The organism is Bradyrhizobium sp. CCBAU 25360 (genome assembly GCF_028128695.1).
GTDB lineage: Bacteria > Pseudomonadota > Alphaproteobacteria > Rhizobiales > Xanthobacteraceae > Bradyrhizobium > Bradyrhizobium ottawaense.
This window is the reverse complement of the sequence record NZ_LBJA01000045.1, coordinates 831,836-847,756: the sequence shown is the minus strand read 5'-3', so window position 1 is coordinate 847,756 and position 15,921 is coordinate 831,836. Positions and strand designations below refer to the sequence as shown.

Below are 15,921 nucleotides of genomic sequence, written 5' to 3'. Positions count from 1 at the left end.
AGCCGAGGAGGCAATCATGAGCGAGAACGAACAGGCAAAGGGCGTTAGCCGGCGAGCAGTGCTCGGAACGACGGCGGCTGCGGCGGGCGTAGGCCTTGCGGGCGGAGTGGCGCTGAAGGACGGCGGCTTCGTCTCGTCTGCCGACGCGCAGACCAAGAACGCAGCTCCGAAAGCGCCGGCGGCAAGGCCGGCGGTGCAGAAGACCGAGGTCGCGCCGGGAGAGCTCGACGAATACTACGTGTTCTTCTCGAGCGGCCAGTCCGGCGAGATGCGCATCATCGGCCTTCCTTCGATGCGCGAATTGATGCGTGTTCCGGTGTTCAACCGCTGCAGTGCGACCGGCTGGGGCCAGACCAATGAAAGCCTCAAGGTTCTGACCGAAGGCATGCAGCCCGCCACCCGCGAATTCCTCAAGAACCGCGGCGGCACGTTCATGAACGGCGATCTCCACCACCCCCATATTTCGTTCACGGACGGCACCTATGACGGTCGCTATGCCTACATGAACGACAAGGCCAACAGCCGCGTCGCGCGGGTGCGGCTCGACATCATGAAATGCGACAAGATCGTCGAACTGCCGAACCAGCACACGGTCCACGGTCTGCGTCTGCAGAAATATCCGCGCACGGGCTATGTGTTCGCCAACGGCGAGGATGGCGTGCCGTTGCCCAATGACGGCAAGGTCCTCGACGATCCCAAGCAGTATCACTCCATCTTCAGCGCGATCGACGGCGAAACGATGAAGGTGGCCTGGCAGGTGATCGTCAGCGGAAATCTCGACAATGTCGACGCCGACTACCAGGGCAAGTACTGCTTCGCGACCTGTTACAACGGCGAGGAAGGCGTCACGCTCGCCGAAATGACCGCCAGCGAGCAGGACTGGGTCGTCATCTTCAACATCAAGCGGATCGAAGAGGCCGTAAAGAAGGGCGACTTCAAGGAAATGAACGGCGTGCCCGTCATCGACGGCCGCAAGGGCTCGGCTTACACCCGCTACATTCCGGTCTCGAATAATCCGCACGGCATGAACACGGCGCCCGACGGAATCCACATCGTGGCGGCCGGAAAGCTCTCGCCGACCGTGACCGTGATGGACGTGCGCAAATTCGACGATCTGTTCGACGACAAGATCAAGCCGCGCGACGTCGTCGTCGCGGAGCCCGAGCTGGGACTCGGACCGTTGCATACTGCCTATGACGGCAAGGGTAACGCCTACACGACGCTGTTCCTCGACAGCCAGGTCTGCAAGTGGAGCATCGACCTCGCCAAGCGGGCTTTCAAGGGTGAGAAGGTCAATCCCATCATCCAGAAGCTCGACGTGCACTACCAGCCGGGTCACAACCATTCCTCGATGGGCCAGACCAAGGAGGCCGATGGAAAGTGGCTGATCTCGCTGAACAAGTTCTCGAAGGATCGCTTCCTGAACGTCGGACCGCTCAAGCCCGAGAATGATCAGCTGATCGACATTTCGGGCGATCAGATGAAGCTGGTGCACGACGGCCCGAGCTTCGCCGAGCCGCATGACGCGACCATCGTCCACCGCTCGAAGATCAACCCGATCTCGATCTACGATCGCGCGGATCCGATGTTCGCCGATGCGGTCAAGCAGGCCAAGGCGGACGGCATCAATCTGGAGGCGGATTCGAAGATCATTCGCGACGGCAACAAGGTGCGCGTCTACATGACGTCCACCGCGCCCGCCTATGGCCTCGATCAGTTCCAGGTCAAGCAAGGCGATGAGGTCACCGTCTTCATCACCAATATCGACGCGGTCGAGGACCTGACGCACGGCTTCTGCATCGTCAACTACGGCATCAACATGGAGATCGGCCCGATGGCCACCTCGTCGGTGACTTTCACGGCCGACAAGCCGGGAGTCTACTGGTACTACTGCTCCTGGTTCTGCCACGCCATGCATATGGAGATGAAGGGCCGGATGTTCGTCGAACCCAAGTCGGTTTGACGTCGGTCTGATTGGAGCGACCTCGTGGGTCTTCTCTTACGCATGTTTCCGGCGGCGCTGGTCGCCGCCGGATTGTCCGGCTTCGCCGATGCGGAGACGTTGACGGCTGCGCCCGGGCAGCCGCTTCAGGCGCTGCTGGATGGCGCGCGCGCCGGCGACGTCGTCGAACTTTCCCCCGGGGAATATCACGGTTCGATCCGGATCGACCGTCCCCTGGAGCTGGTTGGGAGCCGTGGCGCGGTGCTCGACGGCGACGGCTCCGGCAACGTCATCACCGTCACCGCGCCCGACGTCACGATCCGGGGTGTGACCATCCGGGCATCCGGCCGCGACCTGCAGGAGATGAATTCCGGGATATTCCTGCAAAAGACGGCAGAACGCGCCAAGATCGAGGACAACCGGCTGGTGGGAAACCTGTTCGGCGTCTATGTGCATGGCGCCCAGGGTTCGCGCGTCGTCCGCAACGAGATCGAGGGACTGCGTGGCGGGCGTCTCAGCGAGGCAGGCAACGGTGTCTCGCTGTGGAACGCGCCCGACGTCACCATCGCGGACAACACGTTCCGCTACGGCCGCGACGGCATCTTCACGATTTCGAGCCGAAAGGACCGCTTCATCGACAACCGCTTCGAGCAGGTCCGCTTCGCAGTCCACTACATGTACACCAACGACAGCGAAGTCAGCGGCAACGTCTCGATCGGCAACCACGTCGGCTACGCCATCATGTATTCGAACCGTCTGGTGATCCGCGGCAACTCCTCCGATCACGACCGCGACCATGGGATGCTCTTCAACTACGCGAACTATGCCCAGATCGAGGACAACCGGGTCACGGGCGGCCCGCTCGGCTCGATGACACAGAGTGCGGAGGAAGGTCCCGCCGACGAGCGAGGCATGCTTCCGCAGCAGGCACGGGAGACCACTCTCAAGAGCGGCCCGGAGAAATGCGTGTTCATCTACAACACCAATCACAACAAATTCCGCAACAACTGGTTCGAACGCTGTGCCATCGGCGTGCACTTCACGGCCGGCTCCGAAGGCAACGAAATCACGGGCAACGCCTTCGTCGGCAACGCCAACCAGGTGAAATATGTCGGCACCCGGCACCTCGACTGGTCGACCGGGGGGCGCGGCAATTACTGGAGCGATAATCCGGCATTCGACCTCAACGGCGACGGTATCGCCGACACGGCGTACCGGCCGAACGACCTCATCGATCGCGTGCTGTGGACGGCGCCGGCTGCGAAGGTCCTGATCAACAGCCCTGCCGTCCAGGTGATCCGCTGGGCGCAGGCACAGTTTCCCGCGCTGCTGCCGGGCGGCGTGGTCGACAGCCATCCGCTGGTGTCGCCGCCGCGGACCTCGGCGAAGGAAACACGATGACCAGCACGGTACGCGTCAGCGATGTCACCAAGGCGTATGGCCGGGTCGAGGCCGTGCGCGGTGCGTCGTTCACGCTTGGCCAGGGCGAACTGGTCGCCTTGATCGGGCACAACGGCGCCGGCAAGACCACGCTCATGAAGCTCATGCTCGGGTTGATCCGGCCGACCAGCGGCGCCATCGAGGTTCTCGGAGACAATCCCGCCGCAGGCGAATTCGCCGGCCGACGACAGCTCGGCTACCTGCCGGAAAACGTCTCCTTCGACCCCGCCCTCACCGGCCGCGAGACGCAGGCCTTCTATGCCAGGCTGAAACGAGAGCCGGTCGCAAAGTCGCTGGAGCTGCTCGACGCCGTGGGCCTCGGAGCCGCCAGCCGCCGCCGGGTCGGCACCTACTCCAAGGGCATGCGACAGCGGCTGGGGCTCGCGCAGGCGCTGCTTGGCGAGCCGCGCGTGCTGCTGCTGGACGAGCCGACCACCGGTCTCGATCCGGAGCTGCGCCAGACCTTCTACGACATCATCGCCCGGCTCTCCGCTGCGGGCGCGACCGTGCTGCTGTCGTCGCATGCGCTGACCGAGCTCGAGGAGCGCGCCGGCCGGGTCATCATCATGAACCGCGGCATCAAGGTCGCGGACGGATCGATCGACGAGCTGCGTCGCCTCGCCCGCCTGCCCACCAGGATCCGCCTCAAGGTGGCCGGCCTTGCCCCGAGCGAGATGCCGCCCTGGGCGCCCAAAGACGTGGCCTGCCGTCGTTTGAACGGCCACATCGTCGAGATCGACGCCGCGCCGGAGCGGAAGATCGAGCTTCTGCATCGTGCGACGGCCGTCGGCAATTCCGTCGAGGACGTCGACGTGGTCCCGCCCACCCTCGACGAGCTCTATGCTCATTTCCTCCGGCAATCGGAGCAGGCGCCATGAATGTCCTGATCATCGCCGCCAAGGAAGTCCACCAGGCCATCCGCAATCGCTGGGTGCTTGCCGCAACGCTCCTGCTCGCCGGGCTTGCCCTGTCACTGACCTTTCTCGGCAGCGCGCCGACCGGGAACGTCGGCGTTCGCACGCTGGACGTGGTCGTCGTCAGCCTGTCGAGCCTGACGATCTTTCTCGTTCCGCTCATCGCGCTTCTGATCTCCCATGACGCCATCGTCGGCGAGATGGAACGGGGGACGATGCTGTTGCTGCTGAGCTATCCGGTCGCGCGATGGCAGGTGCTGCTCGGCAAGTTCTTGGGCCACCTCGCCGTCCTCGCCTTTGCGACCTGCCTCGGCTACGGCGCGGCGGTCGGAGCGCTGGCGGCGACGGGCAGCCAGATCGATAGCGACAGCTTCCTGGCGTTTGCGGCGATGGTGGGCTCCTCGGTGCTGCTCGGCGCCGCTTTCGTCGCCATCGGATATCTGATCAGCGCGCTCGTGCGCGACCGCGGCACCGCGGCCGGAATCTGCATCGGATTATGGCTGCTGCTGGTACTGATCTACGACATGGCGCTGCTGGGCGTGCTTGCGCTCGATCAGGGACGCAGCATCTCGGCGAGCGTGCTCAACGCCATGCTCCTGTCGAATCCGACCGACGCCTACCGGCTGATCAACCTGACCGGGTTCGCCAATGTCAGCACCTTCGCCGGCATGGCTGGCCTTGCCCAAACCACATCCCTGACGATACCCGTCCTTCTGACCGCCCTGCTCTGCTGGACGTTGCTGCCGCTGGGGCTGGCCGCGCTCGCCTTCTCGCGGAGGGAGCTATGAGGCGCCGAACGATCCTCTTCGCCTTGCTCGTGCCGCTCGCACTCGCGGGCTGCAACGAGAAGCAGGCCGCGAAGATTCCGCCGCCGCATCGGATGACCGCGGAAGACATCGGCCATTACTGCGGCATGAACGTGCTCGAGCACCCGGGACCGAAGGGCCATATCTTCGCCGCGAGCCTGATGGAGCCCGTGTGGTTCTCGTCGGTGCGGGACACAATCGCCTTCACCATGCTGCCGGACGAGCCCAAGGACATTCAGGCGATCTACGTGTCCGACATGGGCAAAGCGCCGGACTGGGACAAGCCCGGCGCCGACAACTGGATTGAGGCGCGCAAAGCGCTGTACGTGATCGAGAGCCGGGTCAAAAGTGGCATGGGCGGAGACGAGGCCGTTCCGTTCTCGGACCGCGCGGCGGCGGAGAAGTTCATCGGAGAGAACGGCGGCAGGATCGTCGGCTTCGACGACGTGCCCCGGGACTATGTCTTGACGTCGGTGAATGTCACCGGCGCCGCTGCGGCCGGCGAAGCGGCCGAAGCCCCGCCGGGCGAACGACCGAGGAGGACGCCATGACGCGAGCACTGACGCGCCGACGCTTCATCCGGATCAGCGCGGCGGCAGCGGGCCTCGGCGCGCTGTCCCCGGGACATCCTGCTCGTGCGGAGGTCGCGACGGTGACGTGGCGTGGCACGATGCTGGGCGCGGTCGCCACGATGGAGATCCATGACGAAGACCGCAGCCGGGCGGAGCGGCTGGTCTCGCTGGCCTGCGCCGAGGCGCGGCGGCTCGAGCGGCTGTTCAGCCTTTATCTGAACGATTCCGCCCTGGTCGCGCTGAACCGGACCGGTGTCCTGATCGATCCCGCCGCCGAAATGGTCGATCTGCTGTCGACCTCGCAGCACTATTCCACGCTGACGGGCGGTCTGTTCGATGTCACGGTGCAGCCGCTGTGGGATCTCTACGCCAGCCATTTCGCGCGAGATGACGCGGATCCGGCCGGTCCTGCGCCAGCCGATATCCAGACCGCGCTCGCGCGCATCGGCAGCAGCCGACTGTCGATCAGCCGCGACCGGATCGTGATGCCCAAGGGCATGATCGTCACCCTGAACGGGATCGCGCAGGGCTACGTCACGGACAAGGTGGTCGACCTGCTGCGGGCGCACGGCATCTCGCGCAGCCTGGTCGACATGGGCGAACCCCGCGCGATCGGCGCGCGTCCGGACGGACTGCCCTGGGAGATCGGCATCGCCGATCCCGACATTGTGGGCAGCACGAAGACGGTGCTGCCGATCGTCGACCGCGCCGTATCCACCTCGGGCGGCTACGGCTGCCAGTTCGATTCCGGGGCGCGCTTCAACCATTTGTTCGATCCCCGATCAGGCGACTGCGCCCACCGCTATCGCAGCGTGACGACTGTGTCCCGCAGCGCCACCGCCGCGGACGCATTGTCGACGGCGTTCAGCCTGATACCGGAAGATGAGATTCGATCGCTCTTGCCGCATGTCGACATCGACCGCGTGCATCTGATCGATGGGGCCGGCCGATCGGTCGAATTGTCGGCCTAACCTGCGCGCTACTGCAGTGGCAGCAGCTCCAACTGGCTCTGCGCCTTCTTCACGGCCGCTGCGTACCAGCTCTGGCTCGGCGCTTCCTTGGCGAAGCATGTCGTGTAGGCGTCCATGGCCTGATCCTCGCGGGCCATGTCGCCGCGCGGATCCTTCTTGTTGACGGGTTTGGCCATCATCTGTTTCCACACGCGCTCGCAGGCCGGAATTTCAGCGGTCTTCACCGCGTCCGATGTGGCGAGGAAGTAGACCTTATCGCCCTTGATCGCGACGACGTCGATTTCATCGGGCGCTCCCTTGAGCCCGCCATTGCCGCGCAGGCCGAGCACGGCGACTGCAGCGCTCGCGGATGCGGGCTTTGTGATCGGCAGCTCGGCATATTTGGCGAAGGCGGCGTCCTGGATCGCCTGATAATAGAAGCGGTCGGACTTGAACGCGGCGCCGCTGTCCTGCGGCATGCCGTCCTCGCGATGCTCGCGCAGCCAGTGCGTGAGCAACCCCGTGGTGGTCACCACGGCCTGCATCTTGTCGCCTTCGGAAGCGAAGCCGAGCCCGTCGAGATGGCCGAACCCGATATCACTCTTGAATAGCGTGTCGACGTTCGACTTGCCGTCTGCGGGGAGCCCCTTGATCGTGACCGGTCCCACCAGGCCGCGCAGCACGCCCGCCAGTTCCTTGAGCGCCGCATCATGCTGCTTGTAGATCTCATCGCTTTCCTTGGCACTCGAGAATTTTGCGATGTAGCGGTCGCGCAGGTCGAGATAGTGCTGCTCGGGCGTGGCCGCATGGACGGGCGTCGCCAGGACAAGCAGGCAGAGCAAGGCAAGCGATTTCATTCGATGTCCGCGGACTGGGAGCGATCTCCAGTCTTTGTGCCCGCTGCAGGCGGGAAGGTTCATCCGCAACGACCTTGCGGGCGCCCTACTCCGCCGGCGTCAGCTGCCGGGTCAGACGCACCGCCGCGGTCTCGCGGACGCGGATGCGGGCGCGGCGCTTGCGCCACCAGATCACGACGCCGGTCACCGAGAGTGCGGCGACCACCAGCCCCATGATCGAGATCAGGATGCGGCCGAACAGTCCGACGATGCGACCCGAATGCAGCGGAAATTGCGCCTGGACGAAGATGTCGGCGGCAGTACCGACCCAGGGCAGCCGCTCGCCGATCGGGCGGCCGTCCTCGCTGTCGTAATAGAGCTGGGCCGGGCCGACGCCGCCGGCGCCGTGATCGTCGCCGGGGTGGAAGAAGGCGGCGGCATAGACGCCATGGGCCGGGCCGTAATTGACCGAGCCCACCGGGATCGTCCAGCCCCGCGCCTTGCCGTCGGCGGCGGCGCGTGCGGCGATGTCCGCGAAGGTGACCTTGGGCTCGATGGGATCGTCGAGATCGCGATAAGGCCGCTGCTCATAGGGTGTCGGCGTGTAGTTCGAGACCATCTTCATCAGCGGCGAGAACACCTCGAAATAGAGGTTCAGCGAGAACGCCGTGAAGGCGATGACGAACAGCACGCCCCAGGTCCAGAGACTGAAGGCGCGGTGGATGTCGAAATTGATCCGGTAGGCGCTGCCGGAGGTCTTGATGGTCCAGGCCGGCGCCCAGCGCGCCCAGAAGCCGCGGTCGAGCTGGCGCGTGACGGCAGGCGCCCGCGCCGCCTTGGCGCGCCGGCGCGAGGGCAGCGTCAGATAGAAGCCGACGAAGCAATCGATGGTCCAGATGATGGCGATCACGCCGAGCACGCGCATGCCCCAGCGGTCGCTGCCCCAGAACTCCGGGATGTGCATCGTGTAGTGCAGCTTGTAGAGAAACGAGACGAAGTTCTCCCGCGTGACGGGCCAGACCGCGCCCCAATAGCGCCGGCCCAGCTCCGCGCCGGTGTTGGGATCGAGGAAGACCTGATTGTAGTCGAGGGCGTAGCGCTTGCCGGTCGCCGGATCGATCCGCGGCATGACGAAGAACCACAGCGAATGGCCCTGCTCCGGCGTCATGAAGAGGTAGACGACGCGCGCGCGGGGATCGCGCTGCTCGATCGTCTTGGCGAGCTCGATCGAGGGGATCGCCGGGCCTTTGCTGCTGACGTCGAACAGATGGCTGTTCAGAACGTCGTCGATCTCGTGATCCCAGGAGATGATCGCGCCGGTGATGCCGGAAAAGAACAGGAATCCGGCCGTGAGCAGTCCCGCCCAGCGATGCAGCTTGCCGAATGTCGCTCTCATCGTCTTGCACTCTCATCCAGCAGGTCCGGCTCGCCATCGCCGGACCGTCTTCGATTTCACCAGCGATAAGTCAGCTTGCCGATGGCTTTCCGTCCCTCGGCATACATGCAGCCCGAAAGGCCGTAGCAGGCCGCGACATAGCGCGTGTCCGCAAGGTTGGTGACGTTCAGCGACAGCCGCCAATTGTCACGGGTATAGGCAAGAAGCGCATCCAGCACGGTCGCCGATCCCACCTTGAACGTGTTGGCATCATCGCCCCAGGTCGCGCCGACATAGCGAACGCCGCCGCCGAACTGCAAGCCCGCCAGCATGCCGTTCTGGAGCGTGTAGTCGCTCCACAGCGAAGCGCGGTTGAGCGGCACGGTGACCGGCGCCTTGCCGACATTGACCGGATCCTGCGTGACCATGGCATCGATATAGGCGTACGCCGCCCGCAGGTTCCAGCCGTCGGCGAGCGACATCGAGCCTTCGAGCTCGATACCGCGCGACTTCACCTGCCCGATCTGCTCGTAAAAGGTGGTTGCAGGCACGTACACAGCGACGTTGTCACGCGTCAGGTCGAAGGCGGCGAAGGTGAACAGCGCATTCCAGCCGAGCGGTTGATACTTGACGCCCACCTCGTACTGCACGCCGGTCTCGGGATCGAGCATCTGTCCGGACGGACTGGTCGCGAGCTGCGGCAGAAACGACTCGGAATAGCTGAAATAGGGCGCGATGCCGTTGTCGAAATTGTACATGACGGCAGCGCGGCCGGTGAAGGCCGAGGCGTCCTTCGAGGTTGAAGTATCGGTCGGGGGCAGATTGGTATCGAGCTGCGTCGTCACGAAGTCCTGGCGGCCGCCGAGCTGGAACGAGAGCCGGCCGAGCTTGATCTGGTCCTGCGCATAGAGGCCGACCTGCGACTGCTTGATGCCCTTGTTGTCGTACATGCCGCCGAGGGCCCAGTCGTAGCTGTAGACCGGGTTGAAGACGTTGATCTCCGGCGCCGAGGTCGTGACGGCGAAGGCCGTATCGCGAAACGTGGTGTTGCGATAGTCGAGCCCGACCAGGGTGGTGTGGCTGAGGATGCCGGTATTGAACTTGCCCTGGAGTTGGTTATCCACCGCGAAGGAGTTGATGTAGGAGTTGCTGTAGCTGCCGAAACGCCCCAGCTGCCCCGCCGCCTCGTCGGTGTATCCGGTGCCGTAGAAGGTCTTTTCCTCGTTGTGCTGATAGGCGTAACGCAGGTTCTGCCGGAAGGTGATGTTGTCGGTGAAATTGTGCGACAGCTGGTAGCCGGCGGTCGCGATCTCGGTGTTGAACGCGTTGAAGCTCGGCACGCCCGCGAAGAACGAGACCGGAATGGTGCGGCCGTTGTTCGGCCACACCGTGCCCGAGGCCGGCAGGAACTGAAGGCCCCACCCTGCCCTGTCCCTCTGATAGTTGGCGAGCAAGGTAATGGTGGTGTCTTCGTTCGGCTTGAACGTGACGGCGGGGGCGATGAAGACGCGGTTGTCCTTGGTGAAGTCGACCTGGGTCTGGCCGTCGCGGACGACGCCGGTGAGGCGCCACAGCACCGTGCCTTCCTTGTTGGCGGCGCCGCCCATGTCGAACTGGCCCTGATAGCGGTTGAAGCTGCCGCCGGAGATCGAGACCTCGCCGAACTGCTGCGCTGTCGGCAGCTTGGTCACGTAGTTGAGGATGCCGCCGGTGCCGCTGCCGCCATACATCGCCGAGGACGGTCCTTTGAGCACCTCCAGGCGCTCCGCCCCGTAGGGATCAAGGCCGTTGAAGTGCACGTAGTTGCTCGAGGGGATTCGCAGGCCGTCGACATAGAGACCCGACATGGTCGTGTCGAAGCCGCGGATCTGGAGAGCGCCGAAGCGGGTGTCCGAGCCGCCATTGACGTCGCCGCTGACACCGGCGGTGTAGCGCAGCGCCTCGCCGATCGAGACCGCGCCCTGGTTCCTGACCTGGTCGGTGGTGACGACGGAGACCGACTGCGGGGTTTCGATCAACGGTGTATCGGTCTTGGTGGCCGTGCCGCTTCGCGTGGCGACGAAACCGCGCACCGGGCCATTGGCACGTTCGCCCGTCGCGCCGTTCGACGAGGCCGACTGGGTTGGCGCGGCTGGTTGCGCAGATGAGCGACGATTGGCGCGAGAGGTGCGTGTTGCCGCTCTTCGCGACGAAGCAACCGCGGCAGGACGGGCGCGCTCAACCGGCGCATCGACGGTGACAGCGGGAATCTGTGTCTGCGCCTCCACGGAACCAAAGGGAACCACGAGCGAGAATGTACTGACCGCCCCGAGGAGCAGCACCCGAATCTGTCCACGACGCGCGCATTCACGCGAAGAAAGTTGGTAGTCGGTCACGTCTTTCGAGGCCCCACGCACTGCCGGCTTTGCCGGTATCGTTTTTGGTGTCCCGCCCTAACTCAGGCGGTTTGGGAGTGCGATAGGAACGAAGTTAGAATCTCTCCAGAGGCGTGCGCGGCGCGTGCGACGAATGCGCTCATGCCGATGCCGCGTACGGTCCACGCAGCCGTCGTGCTCCACACGTTTGGAATGCTTCTAGAAAGAAACATTCCCTCACCATTCGGCGATGGTCGGAAACGATCAGCTTGCTACCGCGCGAGAACCGCCAATGACCACGCCGGTCGGCGCTACCGAAGAATCCGATCGAGCCCGATCGAACTCTATGACTTGCCGGCGCGGCAACAGGATTCGTCGGCAGTGTTGCTCGCGGTTGCGAGCACGCTGCGGCTGTTGCGGTCCGGCGGGATGTCGCCGGCCGCATTGGCGGCGAAAAAGCCGGTCGGCTTCAGCAGGAAGCCGGCATATTCCACCGGCATGATCGGAAAGTCCTCGGGCTTGCAGACATGGGTGTGGCCGAAAGAGTGCCACACCACGATATCGGCATTCTCGATGTTGCGGTCCTTCGCGGCATAACGCGGCAGGCCATCGCCGCCGGCATGGACGTTGGGATAATCGCCGCTTGCGTATTTCTCGGCCGGATCGAATGCAGTCACCCAGACATGCTTGGTGGCGAAGCCGCCGCGCTTGCGCACGCAACTGCCCTCCTGCGCCAGCATCAGCGGGCTCGGATTGACGACGAGCTTGTAGGCCGGAGCATTGCCGACCGAGTTGGTCTCGTTGGGATTGCTGATCTTCCAGAACCGGCCGGTTTGGCCATTGGCGATGCCCGCCGCGTCATGCTCGCGCGACAGCACCCGCGTCGTGGTGTCGAAGACATTGCCGTGCGGATTGTCGTCACCCCAGGGCCGCGGCACGAAATCGTGCTCGGTGACGGTGTTGCCGCCGCCGTCGAGATCCATGTGCAGGCGGACGTTGAAGAAGTGCTGGTGCGTCGGTCCGCCCAGATTGTCGTCGACCATGCCGCCCCATTTGTACGTCTCGCCTGATGGCACGGCGGCGGTCTGGATGATGCCGGTGAGCTTGGTCTCCAGCTGGATCGTGCCGTCCTGGTAGAGATACCAGTAGAAGCCGTAATCGTAATTGCCGACGGTGGCGAAGAACGAGATCACGAGCCGCCGCGAGCGGCGGACCTCGAACAGGCCGTTGCGGAACTCATAGTGTTTCCAGGCGATCCCATAGTCTTCCTCGTGCATGCAGATGGCGTTCTGCACGACGAAGGGCTCGCCCTTGCTGTCCGCCGCCGGTACGTCGAAATAGCGGATGTTGCCGAGACAGTCGCAGCCCAGCTCGAGCGCGTTCGCAAGCATGCCGAGGCCGTATTCGCCGGCATCGAACGCCGACTTCCAGAAATGGTTCGCGGTCGGATCGGCGTAAGGCACCACCATCTCGGTGACGCTGGCGCGATGGATCAGGGAGCGCTTGCGCGCGCCGTCCTGGTAGGCGAGCTGATGCAGCACGAGGCCCTCGCGCGGCGTGAAGCCGATGCGAAAGCTCCATTTCTGCCAGTCGACCTTCCAGCCATCGACGCGAAAGCTCGCGCCCTCGGGTTGCTCGATGTGCAGCGGCCTGATGTCGGTGCGCAGATTGGTCATCTCATGCGCGCCGTAGTTCCGCTTCTTGCGCGGAATCGGCACGATCGGATCCTCATCCGTGAGGTCGATGACCTTGCCGCCGATCAGGTCGACGACAGCGACAACGCCCTCGATGGGATGCGCATAGCCGTTGTCCTGAAGATGCTCGCGAAAATAGCTGACGGCACGCACGATACGGGCGCCGCGCTCGAACTCCTTGTCGAAGAAACCCGACGAAAACGGATCGACCTGGATCAGCTCGATGTCCTTGTCGGAGAGCCCGCGCCGCGCCATCGCCGCGCGCCATCCGGGATCGGCCTTCACCACGGCCTCGCACTTGAAGAACTCCTCCAGCATCACCGGCGGCTGCCCGTAGGGCGCCTCGCGGTTCGGGACGACCTTGCGGCCGACGATCTCGCCACGTCCGAGATCGACGATATGCTCGATGGCCTCGCCCGTGGTGACGTCGAGCGTCAACGCGAAGGCGCGGCGCCCTACGCCGCCTGCAGCCAGCTCATGCTTGGTCGGCTCCTCCAACCGGACCGTCGGGAAGCGGCAGTTCTCGGGTGAGGTCACGTCGGCGCGCACCAGCGTGCAGGCGGCGGTGATCTCCTCGGCCGTCAGCGGATCAAGCGGATGCGGCGTCGCGGTCTCTGGTTGCGATTTGGCCTTGACGGTATCGAGCATGGGGATGTCCAGAAATCAGGCGAGATGCGCGGTGATGGCGCTGAAGGCGGCAAACCAGCGCTGGTCGATCGGCACGTCCATCGCCTTGGGCTGTGTCGCGAGCTTGACGATGACGGCGTCCGAGTCGAGGTCGACATAGAGGTGCTGGCCATGAATGCCGATCGCGGTCAGCGCGTTGCGCGACGGGTCGATCGTGAACCATTTGCTGCGGTAGCGCGCGCCCGGGAAGAACTCGGCGAGGTCGCCGTCGGCCCAGGCCTTGGGATCGCCGTTCTCGCGGATGTCGTCGATCCACCAGCCCGGCACCACCTGCCGCCCCTCGACCACGCCGCGGCAGCGGATCATCTCTCCGAAACGGATGAGGTCACGCGCGGTGACGGAGATGCCGCCGGCGATGCGGCCCATGCCGTGGCTGTCGAGCGTGAGCGAGCCGTCCTCCTCCGCGCCCAGGGGCTGCCAGAGATATTCGGAGAGGATGCGATGATAGGGCATGCCGCAGGCACGCTCATAGACCCAGCCGAGCACCTCGGTATTGGGCGAGACGTAGTGGAACACCTTGCCGTGCGGCTTGCCGGTGCCGCGCAAGGTCGTGAGATAGGCGCGCTGGTGGCCTGCCTCGGCGCCCGACGGCGGCACGTCCCAGCCCGAGGAGAACCGATAGCGCGCAACGTCGCCGGCGGGGTCCTCGTAATCCTCCTCGAACTTGATGGCGACGGCCATGTCGAGCAGGTTGCGGACAGTGCAGCCGGCGTAGACCGACGTCTCCAGCTCCGGCACGTAGCGCACCACCCTCGCCTCGGGATCGAGCAGCCCGCGCGCGGCGAGCACGCCGCCGAGCGTGCCGGCGATCGCCTTGCTGATCGAGCAGATCAGATGCGGTGTGGTCACGCCCATGCCGTCGCCGTACCATTCGTGGATTAGCGTGCCCCGGTGCATGACGAGGAGCGTATCGGCAAAGGTCTCGCGGAGCGTGGCTTCGATCGTGGTCGCTTTGCCATCAGGCGCGGTGAAGCCGAGTTTTGCCAGTTCGCGCGGCGCGCTTCGCATTAGCGTCGGCTGGGCCGAGCGGCGGATCTCTGCGGTCGGCAGCACTTCGCGGGTGTGGGTAAAGCCCCAGCGGATCGCGGGAAAGCTGCGCCAATTGGCGCGCGTCACCTGCGCCTCGGGCGCGGGCGGGCTGCCGCGCATGATCTCGGTCGGTCGCATCTCGATCCCTCCGCAAAGCGCCGTCCCGGCTGCGATGTCGGAACGGCAGGACCGAAGCCTGCACCGCGGCGCCATCGGGCGTTATCGAGATCCGGCAATATTTTGCTGGACAGCGCCTATGGCCGTGCCAGTCTGGCGTGGTTCTTGCTGGCTCTTGGGTGGTGAATTTCGACGTGTCGTCATGCCCTTAGGCGCAACTCTTCCGACTCTGGACTCGGCTGCCGGCCTGTTTCAGGCCAGCAGCACCGATGTGGACGAGCATTGCGCTTCGCTTGGTCGCTGGCGGCTCAGCTACGACCAGATCAGCGCCGGAGCCTTCAGGGGCAGCTTCACCCAACTCTCCCTGCCCCAGCTCGACGTCTTCCGCGAGATCACCAGCCAGCAGGTCCGCCAATACGGCCAGCTGGGGGCCGACAGCTTCGGCATCGGTCTGCCCTGGCACAGTGACGGCGAGGTCAATTGCAACGGCGCCAGCGTTGCAGGTGCCCAGGTCATCGCCTGCATCGACGCCGAGGTCGATATGTGCACGCCGAAATCATTCGAGCTGCGCGGTGTTGTCGCCAGCGCGGCGCTGATCGAGGAGCTTGCGGCCCGGCTCGATATCGAGCTGCCGCGCGCAGTCTGGCACCAGTTGCGGGTGATCGAGATGGCGCAGGCACCGGTCGCGCGATTGCGCGCTCACCTTGCCGCGATCCACGAGACCATCTCGACTGCCCCCGAGCGGTTCGACGATCCGGCCGTCGGGCAGGCGCTGGAAGACGGCCTTCTCGTCGAGATCATGGACATGCTGCCGACCGCACGCCCCAGCGATCCCGGCCGCAGCGCCGCGGCGCGCAAGCGCACCGTCGATCGTGCGCGGGCGCTGATGCATGGCAGCGGCGATCGCTCGCTCTCGCTGCTGCAGGTCTGCAAGGCGGTCGGCGCCAGCCCGCGCAAGCTCGGCTATTGCTTCCAGGAGGTTTTGGGAACGAGCCCGATGCACTACTGGCGAGCAATGCGGCTGAACCGCGTGCGGCGCGATCTGAAACGCGCCGGCGGCACCGATGCCTCGGTCTACGACGTCGCCGTGCAGCACGGCTTCTGGCACTTCAGCCAGTTCTCGCTCGACTACAAGCGTCACTTCGCCGAAAAGCCCTCGGAGACGCTGCGACGCGCCAGGTTGGCGGCCTGACGCGCCCGCTCGC

The 15,921-nt window shown here is 64.9% G+C and carries 12 protein-coding genes; 7 read left to right on the top strand and 5 right to left on the bottom strand.

Annotation, left to right across the window (positions count from 1 at the left end):
• Nucleotides 1–16: 16 nt before the first annotated feature.
• From nosZ to XH81_RS38225, 6 genes are read left to right on the top strand one after another with little or no spacing between them, the layout of a single operon-like run.
• On the top strand, nt 17–1,963 hold the full coding sequence (gene nosZ / locus XH81_RS38250) for a TAT-dependent nitrous-oxide reductase (protein WP_038974086.1): 1,947 nt from the start codon (nt 17–19) through the stop codon (nt 1,961–1,963).
• 24 nt (nt 1,964–1,987) lie between these two features.
• Complete coding sequence (locus XH81_RS38245) at nt 1,988–3,343, top strand: nitrous oxide reductase family maturation protein NosD (protein ID WP_271596817.1); 1,356 nt, start codon at nt 1,988–1,990, stop codon at nt 3,341–3,343.
• Complete coding sequence (locus XH81_RS38240; protein ID WP_271596816.1) at nt 3,340–4,260, top strand: ABC transporter ATP-binding protein; 921 nt, start codon at nt 3,340–3,342, stop codon at nt 4,258–4,260. Before XH81_RS38245 ends, XH81_RS38240 begins: the two co-directional genes overlap by 4 nt.
• Complete coding sequence (locus XH81_RS38235) at nt 4,257–5,084, top strand: ABC transporter permease subunit (protein WP_271596815.1); 828 nt, start codon at nt 4,257–4,259, stop codon at nt 5,082–5,084. The genes XH81_RS38240 and XH81_RS38235 overlap by 4 nt, the downstream gene beginning before the upstream one ends.
• Nucleotides 5,081–5,653 carry a nitrous oxide reductase accessory protein NosL gene (locus XH81_RS38230; protein ID WP_038970316.1) on the top strand — a complete coding sequence of 191 codons (573 nt, stop codon included), beginning with the start codon at nt 5,081–5,083 and terminating at the stop codon, nt 5,651–5,653. The genes XH81_RS38235 and XH81_RS38230 overlap by 4 nt, the downstream gene beginning before the upstream one ends.
• Entirely contained in the window at nt 5,650–6,645 is a 996-nt protein-coding gene (locus XH81_RS38225; RefSeq protein ID WP_271596814.1) for an FAD:protein FMN transferase, read from the top strand. Before XH81_RS38230 ends, XH81_RS38225 begins: the two co-directional genes overlap by 4 nt.
• Before the next feature lie 8 nt (nt 6,646–6,653).
• Here the strand turns inward: XH81_RS38225 and XH81_RS38220 are convergent, their stop codons facing one another.
• The 5 genes from XH81_RS38220 to XH81_RS38200 form a co-directional block, all read right to left on the bottom strand.
• Nucleotides 6,654–7,481 carry a hypothetical protein gene (locus XH81_RS38220; protein WP_271596813.1) on the bottom strand — a complete coding sequence of 276 codons (828 nt, stop codon included), beginning with the start codon at nt 7,479–7,481 and terminating at the stop codon, nt 6,654–6,656.
• 85 nt (nt 7,482–7,566) lie between these two features.
• Entirely contained in the window at nt 7,567–8,856 is a 1,290-nt protein-coding gene (gene fsrB, locus XH81_RS38215) for a siderophore utilization protein FsrB (RefSeq protein WP_028144654.1), read from the bottom strand.
• A 56-nt stretch (nt 8,857–8,912) separates the two neighbouring features.
• The gene (locus tag XH81_RS38210; protein WP_028144655.1) at nt 8,913–10,907 is read right to left on the bottom strand and encodes a TonB-dependent siderophore receptor; all 1,995 of its coding nucleotides are present in this window, start codon (nt 10,905–10,907) and stop codon (nt 8,913–8,915) included.
• A 626-nt stretch (nt 10,908–11,533) separates the two neighbouring features.
• On the bottom strand, nt 11,534–13,531 hold the full coding sequence (locus tag XH81_RS38205) for a primary-amine oxidase (protein ID WP_028144656.1): 1,998 nt from the start codon (nt 13,529–13,531) through the stop codon (nt 11,534–11,536).
• A gap of 15 nt (nt 13,532–13,546) precedes the next feature.
• Nucleotides 13,547–14,737 (bottom strand): serine hydrolase domain-containing protein, encoded by a 1,191-nt coding sequence (locus XH81_RS38200; RefSeq protein ID WP_028144657.1) that lies wholly within the window; start codon nt 14,735–14,737, stop codon nt 13,547–13,549.
• 181 nt (nt 14,738–14,918) lie between these two features.
• On the opposite strand from XH81_RS38200, the gene XH81_RS38195 reads away from it, so the two are divergent.
• On the top strand, nt 14,919–15,908 hold the full coding sequence (locus XH81_RS38195; RefSeq protein WP_028144658.1) for a helix-turn-helix domain-containing protein: 990 nt from the start codon (nt 14,919–14,921) through the stop codon (nt 15,906–15,908).
• Nucleotides 15,909–15,921 lie beyond the last annotated feature (13 nt).